The sequence below is a fragment of the Enterococcus rotai genome (genome assembly GCF_001465345.1).
Lineage (GTDB): Bacteria > Bacillota > Bacilli > Lactobacillales > Enterococcaceae > Enterococcus_L > Enterococcus_L rotai.
In genome coordinates, this window is the sequence record NZ_CP013655.1 from 1937464 (window position 1) to 1950825 (window position 13362).

Consider the following 13362-nt stretch of genomic DNA (forward strand, 5'->3'; position numbering starts at 1 on the left):
CCCAAGCTCTACTCGTTTGTAAAAATTAAACATAAAGATCAAAAACTGCAATTTCCGGTGGTACTCTAAAACGTGCCGGAATTTTTGTTGTACCTAAACCTGTATTAACATACAAAGTTGTCTCATTAGCTAAACTATAAAAGCCATCATAATATTTTTCGGCCAGCGCATTTTTGATTGTAAAAAAAGGTAGTTTAACTTGTCCTCCGTGACTATGTCCAGCTAAAATTAGTTGAATATCATGGTCTAATACATCATCAGCTTTATCTGGCTCATGGCTCATTAAAATCGTGTAGTCGCTTTGTCGGCCAGCTAATGTTTCTTCAATCAAGGAGTTACCTAACATAGAATCATCCAAACCGCCGATATAGACTGATTTTCCATTAGACAAAGGAACGTTGACTCCCGAGTTTTCCAATAATTGAAAACCAGATGCCGCTAAAATTTCTGGATAAGCGTGAGCCGCTCCACCGCCGTAATCATGGTTTCCCCAAACAGCATATTTTCCTAAAGGGGCTGACAAGCGATCGAATGCTGCAATAACCTCTTCAGCAGGTCCGTATTTTGCATAGTTATCAAATAAATCACCGGTGAATAAAATCATATCAGGTTGTTCATTGTTGACTTTTGTTACGATTTTTTCTAATTGTGTCGTAGAATAGTTCTCTTGAATGTGAATATCTGAGAGTTGAACAATTTTGACAGGTTTTTGTCCATCGTTAGTCCCCACTGTATAATGATGGGTAACGATTCTTTTTGGTTCTATAAAAAAGGCATAGAGGACCATGCCAATAATGGCGAATAAAAATAAGTAGACAATAGATCTTTTTTTCATTGTTGACCTCACTTTCGAATTTTACTATAACGGATATAGCTTAAAAAAAGGTAAATATCGACTAGAAAATGGAGAAACTTTAGAATAATTTAGAGGTTGTGTGTCTTCGGTGTTTTTCAAAATCATTATTTGCTATAATAAAGAAGAACTTATTTTGGAAAGAAGGATGAAAAAATGATGGTAAGAGTAAATAAATTAAGAGCATTAATGAAAAAAAATGATCTTTCAGGAATTTTAGTAACAAGTCCGTACAATTTGCGTTATTTAACAAATTTCACTGGAACAACGGGATTAGCTGTGATTACTTTAGATAAAGCCTTTTTTGTTACTGATTTTCGTTATACAGAACAAGCTGCGGCACAAGCACAAGGATTTGAAATCATTCAAAATTCTGGTCCAATCTATGATGAAGTCGTAGCAATTGCGGAAAAAGAGCAGTTAGATAATATTGCGTTTGAAGAAGCTTTTGTGAGTTTTGCAGAATACAGTTTATTAGAAGAAATCACGCCTTGCGACTTGATCCCAGTAGTTGGCTTGATAGAAGAATTGCGTGAAGTGAAAGATGAAGAAGAAATTGCAATCATTGAAAAAGCATGTAGCATTGCAGATCTTGGGTTTAAACATATCTTAACGATGATCAAACCAGGAATGACAGAAATTGAAATTGCCAACCAATTAGATTTTTACATGCGTTCTTTAGGGGCTTCTGGTGTCTCTTTTGAAACAATCGTCGCAAGTGGGGTTCGTTCTGCGATGCCTCATGGTGTGGCAAGTCAAAAAGTCATCGAAAAAGGGGATTTGATCACGTTAGATTTTGGCTGTTATTATGAAGGCTATGTTTCAGATATGACAAGAACCTTTGCCATTGGTGAACCAGATAGTAAACTAAAAGATATTTATCAAATCGTTCTAGAGGCGCAATTAAAAGTCTTAGATGAAGCAAAACCTGGTTTAACGGGTATTCAACTAGATGCGATTGCGCGTGATCATATTGCCTCTTATGGATATGGCGAAGCCTTTGGACATAGCACAGGGCACGGAATTGGGTTAGAAATCCATGAAGGTCCGAATGTTTCCTTCAGAGCAGATCAACAATTTGTGCCAGGAAATGTGATTACGGATGAACCAGGTATTTATTTAGCTGGACTTGGTGGCGTTAGAATCGAAGATGATTTATTGATCACGGAAAAAGGAAACCGTGTATTAACGCACTCACCTAAAGAATTGATCATCTTATAAAAAAATGCTAGATTAGTGAAAAAAACGGTGGGGCGCTTGGCTGTAATCAATTTTTGCATATAAACCGTTTTCGACGAATTTTCTCATAGTTTTTTTGGTAGCGAAACAAGCTAATTAATGATAAACTAGGTGTGAATGTAAACTTAGGTAGGTAAATGGGTGAAAACCTTGATGATTCAGTGAATGTTACTTACATTGTTATCTAGTTTCGCGGGCTAGCACTGCGCTCTGCTTCGATCTCATCAATTTCTAAGAGCTAAAGCTCAAAGGCTTGAAGGTCTTCGGAAAAAAGCTAAAAGTGGAACATTGTTACCTATATTATAAGGAGGATTAAAATGACTGACGAAAAAAATCTAGTAATCAATACAAAAGATTCTTTAGGCGAAATTGTCATTGCGCCGGAAGTAATTGAAGTCATTATTGGTATTGCAGCATCTAAAGTAGAAGGTGTCTACGGTATGCGTGGGACATTTGCTAATAATGTAACAGAATTTTTAGGCCGTGCTGCTCACGGTAAGGGCGTTTATTTAAGAGCAGAAGAAGAAGGCTTGAAAGTCGATATTTATTGCTATTTAAATTATGGTATTTCAGTACCTAAAGTAGCGTTAGAGATGCAAGACCGTGTGAAACAGCAAGTGTTGTTCATGACGGATATCGATTTGGTAGAAGTAAATATTCATGTCGTAGCAGTAGTTCCAGAAAAACTTCCAGAACCTGATTTTGATGAATTATTCCCAGAAGATGAGGGCGAAAATGAGTAAGCCAAGTTTCACTCGTCACGAGATTCGTGAAAAAGCGCTACAAGCGCTATTTCCTTTAGATTTTAATGTTGACTTAACAAAACAAGATGCGATTTCTTATGCATTGGAGTTAGATAATCAAGAAATTATTAGTGAAGATGGGGAAGAATTTGTCCCCACTTACTTAGATTTATTGGTGGGCGGCGTTTGTGATCGAAAAGCAGAACTAGACGAGATTATCAAAAAACATTTAGGAAATAACTGGTCGATCACTCGTATTGCTAAAATGGATCTGATTATTTTACGTATGGCTATTTTTGAAATGCTTTATGTTGGGGATGTACCTAACACGGTTGCTTTAGATGAAGCGATCGAATTAGCTAAAAAATATAGCGATGATCGTTCAAGAAAATTTGTTAATGGTGTTTTAGCCAATGTACTGAAAGATATTGATTCAAAGTAGAAATACTTTGAATCTTTTTTGTTGTGAATCACTACGACTGGCTCCGCCAGAGTAGATGATGAACAATACTTGGCGACCAAAGGGAGAGAAGTAACCTTACTAGTGAATGACTCCACTACGTTTCGGTTACAACGAATGCATCAATTTTTAAGAGCTAAAGCTCTAAGAATTGAAGGACTACGACTGGCTCTGCCAGAGTAGATGATGAACAATACTTGGCGACCAAAGGGAGAGAAGTAACCTTACTAGTGAATGACTCCACTACGTTTCGGTTACAACGAATGCATCAATTTTTAAGAGCTAAAGCTCTAAGAATTGAAGGACTACGACTGGCTCCGCCAGAGTAGATGATGAACAATACAAGGTGTACAAAGCAAGAGAAGTAATTCAAGGAGATAAAGATTATAGAGTGTTAAGACTTGCTGAAATATGCTAAAATAAAAGAATATAAACAAAAAAAGAGGAGTGGTCTTATGGGAGAGTTAATCAACGGTCGTGAACTAGCAGATAGAATGCAAGCACAAATCAAAGAAGAAGTGCAAGAACTTGAAAAAAAAAGCATTCGTCCAGGTTTAGTTGTTTTATTAGTAGGTGAAAATCAAGCAAGTCAAACGTATGTGAAAAATAAAGATTTAGCCGCAGCTAAAATCGGGATTCGCTCGAAAATCGAACGCTTGCCTGAAACGATCTCAGAAGCAGATCTATTAACTGTGATTGAACAATATAATCAAGATGCAGATTATCATGGAATACTGGTTCAATTACCATTGCCAAAACATATTGATGAAGAAAAAGTATTGTTAGCAGTTGACCCTAATAAAGATGTCGATGGTTTCCACCCCATGAACATGGGGCATTTATTTATTGGTGAACCAACAATGATTCCATGTACACCATATGGCATCATGAAAATGTTTGAAGCGTACAACATTGATTTAGAGGGCAAACGAGCAGTTGTGATTGGGCGTAGCAATATTGTGGGAAAACCAATGGCACAATTAATGATGATGAAGAATGCGACTGTTACGATCGCTCATTCAAGAACAGTTGACTTGCCCGCAGTCGCCAGAGAAGCGGATATTTTAGTCGTGGCAATTGGTCGCGGTCATTTTGTGACAAAAGAGTTCGTCAAACCGGGTGCAGTTGTAATTGACGTTGGGATGAATCGAGATGCTAATGGCAAGTTAATTGGTGATGTAAAATTCGATGAGGTTGCACCGATTGCAAGTTTTATCACACCAGTGCCAAAAGGTGTTGGACCGATGACCATTACTATGCTGATGTATCAAACGGTAGAAGCCGCTAAAAAACAAAAGTAAGGTGAGAAGATGGAGCAGCAATATTTAACAGTGACAGCTTTAACCAAATATCTAAAACGTAAATTCGATGCTGATCCATACTTGGAACGAGTTTATTTAACGGGTGAAATTTCGAACTTTCGAATGAGGCCAAATGCTCATCAATATTTTAGTATCAAAGATGATGGTGCGAAAATCTCTGCGATCATGTTTAAATCGGCTTTTCAAAAATTAAAATTCCAACCCAAAGAAGGCATGAAAGTATTGCTAGTCGGCCGGATTTCGCTATATGAAAGCGGTGGTTCATATCAAATTTATGTAGAACATATGGAGCCAGACGGAGTTGGTGCGCTGTACCAAGCGTTAGCTGAATTACGTGAGAAGTTAGGGAAAGAAGGTTTATTTGAGGGACCAAAAAAAATACTGCCGCGCTATCCTAAACGAATTGCAGTTATTACTAGTCCTAGTGGTGCCGTTATCCGAGACATTATCACCACAGTCAAACGAAGATACCCGATCGCTCAACTTGTTTTGTTTCCGACCTTAGTTCAAGGCGATAAGGCAGCAGATGATATTGTTCGCAATATTCAGCGGATAGAAGAGCTGGGGAATTTTGACACGATGATCATTGGACGAGGTGGTGGTTCGATTGAAGATTTGTGGCCATTTAATGAGGAACGAGTTGCCAGAGCGATTTATCAGGCGCAAACACCGGTTATTTCTTCAGTTGGTCATGAAACTGATGTGACGATTGCTGATATGGTCGCAGATGTAAGAGCCGCAACGCCAACTGCCGCAGCAGAGTTGGCCGTACCTGTTTTAAACGAAGAACTGCTGAAAATCAAAGAACGACAAACACGTTTAGAACAAAGTTTCCTTTACCAATTACAACAAAAAAATGAACGTTACCAACGGTTGAAAAATTCATATGTATTCAAACAGCCTGATCGTCTATATGAAGGGCAAACAATTAAACTGGATCGGATCACGCAACGCTTGACGCAATCGATGGAAACCGTTTATCATCAAAAACAACGGATAGCTCAAGAAATCATTGCGCAGTTCAAACAGCAAACACCTCAGGGGCAAATCAGAGAAGGGCAGCAGCAACTAACGTTTTTGAGTAAAACACTTCATGATCGTATGGAACAATACATGAAAGATAAAGAAAAACAATTTACTTCTGCTGTACAACAACTGGATTTGCTAAGTCCGTTAAAAATCATGGGTCGAGGCTATAGTTATACAACGAAAGAACAACAAGTAGTGAAGTCCGTCAATGAACTGAAGACAAAAGAAAAAATTCAAATCCATTATGTAGATGGTATTGTAGATACGGTGATTGAAAAAATAACACCTGCTGAAGAGGAGTAAAAAGATGGCTAAAGAAAAAGCAGTCGAAAAGACATTTGAAGAATCATTAACTGAGTTAGAAGAAATCGTTCAACGTTTAGAGCGTGGCGATGTACCTTTAGAGGAAGCGTTAGCCGCTTTTCAAGAAGGGATGGTTTTAAGTAAACAGTGTCAGGATACTTTGGAAAAAGCTGAAAAGACATTAACGAAAGTGATGACTGAAAATAATGAAGAAGTTGCCTTTGAAGAAAGTGAGGAAAATTGATGGAGGCTTTCACTGATTTTCGTAAGCAGAGTTTACCGCTTATTGAAAAGGAAATGGAAAACTTTATCGATGATTACACTGCAAATGAGCGCTTGAAAGAGGCTATGTTGTATTCAATTAGAGCCGGCGGCAAACGATTTCGCCCGTTACTTGTTTTAGCAGTTCTCCGTTCTTTTAATAAAGAAGCACAAACCCACGATTATCAAGTTGGAGCAGCGCTGGAAATGGTTCATACTTATTCGTTGATCCATGATGATTTGCCGGCAATGGATGATGATGATCTAAGGCGAGGCAAGCCAACGAATCATAAAGTATTTGGCGAAGCCCATGCAATTTTAGCTGGTGATGGTTTGCTTACTGCAGCATTTCAATTATTAGCTCTTAGCCAAATAGAAGCGAATCAGAAAGTACTATTGATCCAACTATTAAGTAAAGCCTCAGGCACACAAGGAATGGTTGCGGGACAAGCGGGTGATTTGCAAGGCGAGGATCGTTTATTAACATTAAGCGAGTTAGCAGCAGTTCACGAAAAGAAAACAGGTGCTTTGATTGAGTTTGCTCTTTTAGCTGGTGGAATCCTAGCAAATCAACCGGAAGAAGTTGTCAATTTATTAGGTGTCTTTGCCCAGCATCTAGGGTTAGCATTTCAGATCAAAGATGACCTGTTGGATGCTACGAGTTCAGAAGAAGCCCTAGGTAAACAGGTTGGACGGGATGAAGCTTTAAACAAAAGCACTTATCCTAGCCTGCTTGGATTAGCAGGTGCAAAGGAAGCCTTGACAGAGCAATTGTCAATGGGAAGTGATGTTTTAGAGTTAATCAGACAAACAAGCTCAGAATTTCATTCAGAATTATTACAAGAACTAGTAGAACAATTGCGTTTAGGATAGAAAGAAGGCACTTATGAAGAAAGAGCGCGTAGATATTTTAGCGTTTACTCAAGGATTATTTGAAACAAGAGAAAAAGCCAAACGGGCAGTGATGGCAGGATTGGTTTATAACGATAAAAATGAACGATTAGACAAACCAGGTGAAAAAATCTTGATTGAAACACCGCTTCACGTAAAAGGACAGACGTTGCAATATGTTTCCCGTGGTGGTTTGAAATTGGAGAAGGCCTTAGAGGTGTTCGAATTAGATGTGTCGGGCAAAACGATGTTAGATATCGGTTCTTCAACAGGTGGCTTTACTGATGTAGCATTACAAAATGGTGCTCGTTTGAGCTATGCACTGGATGTCGGCTATAATCAGTTAGCTTGGAAAATTCGTCAAGATGAACGAGTAGTAGTTATGGAGCGGACCAATTTCCGGTATAGTACGCCAGAAGATTTCAATGAAGGTGTGCCGGATATCGCAACTATTGATGTATCATTTATTTCGCTTAAATTGATTTTACCTCCATTGCACAAAATCTTGAAACCAGGCGGTAAGGTAGTTGCACTGATCAAACCTCAGTTTGAGGCAGGTAAAGAGTTAGTTGGGAAAAAAGGGATCGTTCGTGAACCAGAAACCCATACATTTGTTTTGAATGAAATTCTTTCGTTTGCTCAAAAGCATGGGTATACTATCAGTGGATTGGATTTCTCACCGATTACTGGTGGAGAAGGAAATATCGAGTTTTTAGCTTATTTGACTTCGGTAGAAGGTGAAGGGGTCGTTGAAGATACTGTAAATATCGAAGAAGTTGTTGCGACCGCACATCAGCAATTGAAAAAATAAAAAGACTCTGGCAACGAATCTCTATCGTGTGCCAGAGTTTTATTATCTAAAATTTAGAAGTAGCTGTTATATCAGTATCTTTTACATATTTTTTATACTCATGTGTTTATTCAGATTTATCGTGAAGAGGGTACCAAACTTGAGCGAAGAAAGGACTATGTTTTGCTAGTTCATGATAATTCCAACTACTTCTTTCACATTCATCGCACCAATGCCCACCTTCTAAAACCAAACGTGGACTGGCTGAAAAATGGTGCTCTGAATGGCATGTAAAGTCTAGTTTAGTTGTCCAATCACCAGATGTCATTGATTCTGACAAACATTCTCCACCTCTAAACTTTGCAGCCTGCTGTAAATCAGTTAAAGATAATTCTGTTTTAGGTTTTGATTCATCATAACCATGATCCAACCAAATAGCTTCTCCTTCTGGTCGATATAGAACAAAACGATCCCAACCAGGAATTTTAGCCCACTGTTCTTTTGAGATAAAGAATGGATCCACTTGTTCTTCTTGATTATGGATCAGCCAATGTAAAGTTCCAGTATCTGTTAATGCAACTTGTTCATTCGTTTGTTTCAGCATGGCAGCAAGTTGCTTGCTACTCATAACGGGTGTGTTTTCAGGTGTTTGCTGAGCAGCTTGCTCTCGCATAACTTTTCCATAGTAACGAACAAAGTCTTTTGTTGTTTGAGATCGGAAATGTAGGAAGTCATTTAAATTATCAGAGTCTAAATACCATTGACCGTGAAAGTTATGGGTAGCATACCAATTAGGCTCGCAAACTTCTTTAAACTGTTCAACGCCGATTTCCTTCATCATGGCAGACATCAGCTCATAGCTTGTATTTCGACAGTCCTCACCACCACCGATATTATAAACATGCCCCCAAAAGTCAGTATCGACCCAATCTTCGCAAGCGTTAGCGCAAAGGACACCTGAATCGTGATCTGTGACCCATTCTAAGACATTGTTTAAAGGCTGATGGAAAGCAATTCCATCATTTAAACTAAATTCTTTGATCGACATGATCCCGGTCTGACGTAAAGATACCCAATGTTTAATTCCAGATTCGATGACAGCACGTTCAGCAGCGATTTTTGAAACAGCGTAATAATCATGAACACTAGGTTTTAAGGGATCGCCAACACGCCCCCAATGAATAGGAGCCATTCTATCGCCAGTTTCCGCTACTGTTCCGATATTCACTAATTTAATGTCATCTTTGTTTGGTTGAGCTAAAATTGCTTGAATTAGATTGAGCGTTCCGCCATAATTGATTTTCATCGCTTCAGCTGGATATCGATCAGCTGAAGGCGAGACGAAAGCGGCACAATGGATCACAAAATCGCAGCCAGTGACACATTCTAAGACGTCATCATAGTTTACTAAGTCGCCCCAATGAACTTCTAAATCAGGATTATCAATATACTGTTACATAAATGTACGGTTTTTTTCTGAATCTCTTGCAAGGGTGACGACTTGAAAACGGTCTGATCGATTTAAAAGTTGTTTCATGGTTTCACCACCCATTGTTCCTGTTGTACCCGTAACAAACACTCTTTTTTTCTTCATAAAACTCGCTTCCTTCCTTAATCTGTTTTTAATGTTAGCGTTTTCTAGTTATGTTTGTCAATAGCTGAACTATTTTTACTGGGGGAGTTTAAGCGTTTCTTTAAGTGTTGGAAGTGTCTTATATGTAGATAAGTCCTAGGTAATTTGCTTTCAGTCGATTTTTTATTTAGCATTAAGGTGAAGAGTGCATGTGAGGATGTTGTTTTCTTAGCTTTTAGACTTTCAAAATGAATAAAAATACGCTATGATAAAATGGAAATCAATCGAAAAAGGGGCATATTATTATGAGGAAAAAAGATCGGCATCGTCTGATTACTCGTTTATTAGCTGATAAAAATATCCAAAAACAAGAAGATTTTGTTACATATCTGGAAGAAAAAGGCATAGAAGTGACTCAGGCAACGATTTCTCGTGATATTAAGGAAATGAAATTGATTAAAGTGCCTTCGATAGATGGTGGTTATCGCTATAGTATTCCAGCTGAAACTAAAGAAGATACATCGATAAAGTTGGAAAAATTAATGAAAGATGCATTTGTTTCAGTTGATCAAATGGAAAAGCAGGTTATTTTGCGTACTATACCAGGGAATGCTGCAGCATCTTCTAACCTAATCGAAAAGCATTACAAAGAAATCGTCTTTGCGGCGATCAACGATGATGACAGTGTGTTGATTATTGCTAGAACTGAAAAAGATGCTGAGTTTTTAAAAAATGAATTTTTCCGATATTTATAAAACGGAGGTGAATAAAAATGCTGCAAGAACTTTCTGTAAAGAATTTTGCAATCATATCTTCGCTGCAATTAGAATTTCAGATGGGTATGACGGTTTTAACCGGGGAGACCGGAGCAGGTAAATCAATCATTATTGATGCAATGGGATTGCTGACAGGTGGTCGAGGATCAAGTGATTATATCCGTCAAGGTGCTTCTAAATGCACGCTGGAAGGGTTGTTTACGATGCCTAAAAACCAAGAATTGATTGCTCTTTTAGATGAATTAGGGATCGAAACAGATGAAGAGTCGATCGTGATTCAACGTGATATATCAACTTCAGGTAAAAATGTTTGCCGAGTTAATGGTCGGATCATTAATATTGCGAATTTACGTAAAGTCGGTGAATTTTTAGTTGATATCCATGGTCAAAACGAACACCAAGAACTAATGCAAAGTGAGAAACATCTAGGTATGTTAGATGATTTTGGTGGGAAAGAGTTACTAAAAATAAAAGAGCAGTATGAAGGAAGCTATTCAGAATACCGCATGATCGAAAAGAAAGTCAGAAATCGTCAAAAAAATGAAAAAGAATTTGCTCAGCGTATGGATATGCTGCAATTCCAAAGTGATGAAATCGCGGCAGCCGAACTTGTTTTGGGTGAAGAAGAACAATTGATTGAAGAACGCAACAAGCTGGGGAATTTCCAGAAAATCGCTGATGCCTTAGCGACAAGCTATAGTGCAATCAATGGAGATAGTGACAGCAGTTTAGATAAAATCGGATATGCTATGAATGAGCTGTTATCAATCGAGACGCTAGATCCAGAATACAAGGCAATATCAGAAGCTGTTCAAAATAGTTATTACCTTTTACAAGAAGCCAGCGGCGATTTGTCAAGACATATTGATAGTTTAGAGTTAGATGAAAATCGACTAAATGATGTGGAAACAAGGTTGGAATTGATTCGACAAATGAAAAGAAAATACGGAGAATCTATTGAATCCATTTTGGACTATTATCAAGAAATCACTCGTGAACTAGCCGATGCTGATTTCTTGGAAGGACGGACTGGTGAACTGGAAACGTTGTTGATCGAAAAGCGGAATCGAGTGGTCGAAAACGGTTTGAAGCTACGAGAGATCCGAAAAAAAATTGCGAAAAAACTGGAAAAAAATATTTTGAGGGAATTAAAAGAGTTGTATATGGAACGAACAGTGTTTGATATTCGTTTTACTGAATTAGCAGAAGAGCAGTTTACTGAAGAAGGTTTAGATCAAGTTGAATTTTATATCACAACAAACCCAGGTGAACCGCTGAAACCTCTAGTTAGAGTGGCATCAGGCGGGGAACTTTCTCGAGTGATGTTGGCGTTGAAAACAATCTTCTCTAAATCACAAGGGATCACTAGCATCGTTTTTGATGAGGTTGATACAGGCGTGAGCGGCCGCGTTGCACAAGCGATTGCAGATAAAATTTATCAAATCTCCAAAAACTCACAAGTGCTATGTATTACGCATCTTCCTCAAGTTGCGGCTGTAGCAGATTATCAATATTTTATTGAAAAAGAAATCATTGGCGAGCGGACTGAGACGAAAGTGAGAAGGCTAAAACAAAATGAACGCGTAGCAGAGATTGCGCGTATGCTTTCTGGAAGTGAGATTACGAAATTAACAACAGAGCATGCAAAAGAACTATTGAACATGGCGGAGAATGAACGCAGACATTAACAAAGTGAACAAATTGACTCTTGATGAGGCTTGCTGTTAAATAGCGGTCAATCAAGAGTTTTATTACGTAAAAATGAATTAAAAAAATAGAGAAGAAAAACGATGTTTAACATCAATTTTTCTTCTCTGCTGTTTATTTAGTTGATTATCGTAAACTCATGATAGCTGTCAAAATTGTTGAGCCAGCAATGGCAATTAGCATCAACCAAACAACGATTTTAGTGACTTTAGAAAAAGTACTTGTCTTTTTATCGTTCATTGATTATACACATCCTTATTCTTTACTTTCTCTAGTTTACATCGTTTTACTAAAATCAGCAACTAGAAATTTTACAAAAGGTTTCGTTTTTTTAGCCGTCGAATCACAAAGATACATGTTCCGGTCGTTATAATGAAAATCCAGAAAAAGGCATCTTCTCGATTTGCGAAAGGTAATTTGACATTCATACCAAAAATACCTCCAATGATTGTGGGAATTGTCAAAACAATGGTTAATGAAGTTAAAATTTTCATAACGTTATTTAAGTTATTTGAAACAATCGCTGAAAACGTGTCACTGATTTTGTCCACAAGTTTTAACTGAATGCTCGTTGTAGTTGCTGCTTGTTTTGTTTCAACGAGAATATCGTGAAGCCTAGGGAGATGTGCTCTGGGATCTTTAAAAATACTTGCACTATAAAGCATATTTAACACTTCTAGATTAGAGTTGATCGCTGATTCAAAATAAACTAAACTTTTTTGGATATCCATTATTTGATATAGCTGACTATTCTCCGTGGAAACCTTCAATTCGCCTTCCAGTTTATTCGTTTCTTTAATCAATTCTTTTAAGAATCGGTTGTAGCATGTAGAAACATGCCATGATAAATATAAAACAAGCGTTTCTTGAATTGGCAGTTCAATATCTGGAACAGGTGTAGAGAGTGCTTTTTTTAAAAAGTCAGCGGAGTTGTTGATAACAGTAATCACTTTTCCGTCTGTTGTCAGAATGATTGCAAATGGAAATGTATCCAACTGCATATAGCCACTAGGACTAATCGTAGCATGAGGATATTGTACGAGCATCAGTGCAGGTTCTTCCAATACATTTTGATGAAGCCCCTCAAAACGAGAATTTTCGTCATCATCCAAGACACCTGTGATATAATCTTTAGGAAGTTTGTAAGTTGTGACTAAATGCGCGATTTCTTCTTCTGTCGGTTTTTCAACAGCTAACCAGATCGTGTCGTCTGTGTCGGTTTTGGATGGGGTAAATAATCCATTTTCTATTTTTAAATAGTTGATCAAAAGGTCACCTCATTTTTTTAAGAATCTATTTCACTCTATTATAATGGAGTTGGCTTATTTTTGGGGAATAAAGCCCTTGGGAAATAGTATTATTTAGGCACGAAGTTTTAAACGAAATGAAACATCTGTGTAAAGAAAATAAAGTAT

At 37.7% G+C, this 13362-nt stretch carries 15 protein-coding genes; 10 read left to right on the forward strand and 5 right to left on the reverse strand.

All coding sequences use genetic code 11. The features are described 5' to 3' along the window. Positions 1 to 25 precede the first annotated feature (25 nt). The gene (locus ATZ35_RS08945) at positions 26 to 835 is read right to left on the reverse strand and encodes a metallophosphoesterase (protein ID WP_208926946.1); all 810 of its coding nucleotides are present in this window, start codon (positions 833 to 835) and stop codon (positions 26 to 28) included. A 174-nt stretch (positions 836 to 1009) separates the two neighbouring features. On the opposite strand from ATZ35_RS08945, the gene ATZ35_RS08950 reads away from it, so the two are divergent. From ATZ35_RS08950 to ATZ35_RS08985, 8 genes are all read left to right on the forward strand, one after another. Further along, on the forward strand, positions 1010 to 2074 hold the full coding sequence (locus tag ATZ35_RS08950; RefSeq protein ID WP_208926947.1) for a M24 family metallopeptidase: 1065 nt from the start codon (positions 1010 to 1012) through the stop codon (positions 2072 to 2074). Positions 2075 to 2409: 335 nt separating this feature from the next. Further along, on the forward strand, positions 2410 to 2835 hold the full coding sequence (locus ATZ35_RS08955; RefSeq protein ID WP_086280076.1) for an Asp23/Gls24 family envelope stress response protein: 426 nt from the start codon (positions 2410 to 2412) through the stop codon (positions 2833 to 2835). Then, positions 2828 to 3277 (forward strand): transcription antitermination factor NusB, encoded by a 450-nt coding sequence (gene nusB, locus ATZ35_RS08960; RefSeq protein WP_208926948.1) that lies wholly within the window; start codon positions 2828 to 2830, stop codon positions 3275 to 3277. Before ATZ35_RS08955 ends, nusB begins: the two co-directional genes overlap by 8 nt. A 473-nt stretch (positions 3278 to 3750) precedes the next feature. After that, positions 3751 to 4596 (forward strand): bifunctional methylenetetrahydrofolate dehydrogenase/methenyltetrahydrofolate cyclohydrolase, encoded by an 846-nt coding sequence (locus ATZ35_RS08965; protein WP_208926949.1) that lies wholly within the window; start codon positions 3751 to 3753, stop codon positions 4594 to 4596. A gap of 9 nt (positions 4597 to 4605) precedes the next feature. After that, positions 4606 to 5949: an exodeoxyribonuclease VII large subunit gene (gene xseA, locus ATZ35_RS08970; RefSeq protein ID WP_208926950.1), complete on the forward strand. Its 1344-nt coding sequence runs from the start codon at positions 4606 to 4608 to the stop codon at positions 5947 to 5949. Between the two features lie 4 nt (positions 5950 to 5953). Further along, positions 5954 to 6193, forward strand: coding sequence for an exodeoxyribonuclease VII small subunit (locus ATZ35_RS08975; protein WP_086280090.1), 240 nt, complete (start codon positions 5954 to 5956; stop codon positions 6191 to 6193). Further along, positions 6193 to 7083, forward strand: coding sequence for a polyprenyl synthetase family protein (locus ATZ35_RS08980; RefSeq protein ID WP_208926951.1), 891 nt, complete (start codon positions 6193 to 6195; stop codon positions 7081 to 7083). The genes ATZ35_RS08975 and ATZ35_RS08980 overlap by 1 nt, the downstream gene beginning before the upstream one ends. Positions 7084 to 7096: 13 nt before the next feature. Then, on the forward strand, positions 7097 to 7912 hold the full coding sequence (locus ATZ35_RS08985) for a TlyA family RNA methyltransferase (RefSeq protein ID WP_208926952.1): 816 nt from the start codon (positions 7097 to 7099) through the stop codon (positions 7910 to 7912). A gap of 106 nt (positions 7913 to 8018) precedes the next feature. On the opposite strand, the gene ATZ35_RS08990 is transcribed toward ATZ35_RS08985, so the two are convergent. After that, positions 8019 to 9338: an NAD-dependent epimerase/dehydratase family protein gene (locus ATZ35_RS08990; RefSeq protein ID WP_208930454.1), complete on the reverse strand. Its 1320-nt coding sequence runs from the start codon at positions 9336 to 9338 to the stop codon at positions 8019 to 8021. A 6-nt stretch (positions 9339 to 9344) separates the two neighbouring features. Then, positions 9345 to 9485, reverse strand: coding sequence for a hypothetical protein (locus ATZ35_RS08995; RefSeq protein WP_208926953.1), 141 nt, complete (start codon positions 9483 to 9485; stop codon positions 9345 to 9347). A 284-nt stretch (positions 9486 to 9769) separates the two neighbouring features. On the opposite strand from ATZ35_RS08995, the gene ATZ35_RS09000 reads away from it, so the two are divergent. Further along, positions 9770 to 10219: an arginine repressor gene (locus tag ATZ35_RS09000; protein ID WP_086280099.1), complete on the forward strand. Its 450-nt coding sequence runs from the start codon at positions 9770 to 9772 to the stop codon at positions 10217 to 10219. Positions 10220 to 10236: 17 nt separating this feature from the next. Continuing rightward, positions 10237 to 11928 carry a DNA repair protein RecN gene (recN, locus tag ATZ35_RS09005; protein ID WP_208926954.1) on the forward strand — a complete coding sequence of 564 codons (1692 nt, stop codon included), beginning with the start codon at positions 10237 to 10239 and terminating at the stop codon, positions 11926 to 11928. 145 nt (positions 11929 to 12073) lie between these two features. Here the strand turns inward: recN and ATZ35_RS09010 are convergent, their stop codons facing one another. Both ATZ35_RS09010 and ATZ35_RS09015 read right to left on the reverse strand, forming a co-directional pair. After that, positions 12074 to 12187, reverse strand: a complete 114-nt coding sequence (locus tag ATZ35_RS09010; protein WP_086280105.1) for a DUF4044 domain-containing protein — start codon at positions 12185 to 12187, stop codon at positions 12074 to 12076. Positions 12188 to 12258: 71 nt separating this feature from the next. After that, entirely contained in the window at positions 12259 to 13215 is a 957-nt protein-coding gene (locus ATZ35_RS09015; RefSeq protein WP_208926955.1) for a magnesium transporter CorA family protein, read from the reverse strand. Positions 13216 to 13362: the final 147 nt, after the last annotated feature.

What these genes read in the sequence shown, in the direction of transcription:
- ATZ35_RS08950 (WP_208926947.1), top strand. Translation starts at nt 1,010, where the DNA reads ATGATGGTAAGAGTAAATAAATTAAGAGCATTAATGAAAAAAAATGAT.
- ATZ35_RS08945 (WP_208926946.1), bottom strand. Translation starts at nt 835, where the DNA reads ATGAAAAAAAGATCTATTGTCTACTTATTTTTATTCGCCATTATTGGC.
- ATZ35_RS08985 (WP_208926952.1), top strand. Translation starts at nt 7,097, where the DNA reads ATGAAGAAAGAGCGCGTAGATATTTTAGCGTTTACTCAAGGATTATTT.
- ATZ35_RS08995 (WP_208926953.1), bottom strand. Translation starts at nt 9,485, where the DNA reads ATGAAGAAAAAAAGAGTGTTTGTTACGGGTACAACAGGAACAATGGGT.
- xseA (WP_208926950.1), top strand. Translation starts at nt 4,606, where the DNA reads ATGGAGCAGCAATATTTAACAGTGACAGCTTTAACCAAATATCTAAAA.
- nusB (WP_208926948.1), top strand. Translation starts at nt 2,828, where the DNA reads ATGAGTAAGCCAAGTTTCACTCGTCACGAGATTCGTGAAAAAGCGCTA.
- ATZ35_RS08975 (WP_086280090.1), top strand. Translation starts at nt 5,954, where the DNA reads ATGGCTAAAGAAAAAGCAGTCGAAAAGACATTTGAAGAATCATTAACT.
- ATZ35_RS08965 (WP_208926949.1), top strand. Translation starts at nt 3,751, where the DNA reads ATGGGAGAGTTAATCAACGGTCGTGAACTAGCAGATAGAATGCAAGCA.
- ATZ35_RS08955 (WP_086280076.1), top strand. Translation starts at nt 2,410, where the DNA reads ATGACTGACGAAAAAAATCTAGTAATCAATACAAAAGATTCTTTAGGC.
- ATZ35_RS08980 (WP_208926951.1), top strand. Translation starts at nt 6,193, where the DNA reads ATGGAGGCTTTCACTGATTTTCGTAAGCAGAGTTTACCGCTTATTGAA.
- recN (WP_208926954.1), top strand. Translation starts at nt 10,237, where the DNA reads ATGCTGCAAGAACTTTCTGTAAAGAATTTTGCAATCATATCTTCGCTG.
- ATZ35_RS09000 (WP_086280099.1), top strand. Translation starts at nt 9,770, where the DNA reads ATGAGGAAAAAAGATCGGCATCGTCTGATTACTCGTTTATTAGCTGAT.
- ATZ35_RS09010 (WP_086280105.1), bottom strand. Translation starts at nt 12,187, where the DNA reads ATGAACGATAAAAAGACAAGTACTTTTTCTAAAGTCACTAAAATCGTT.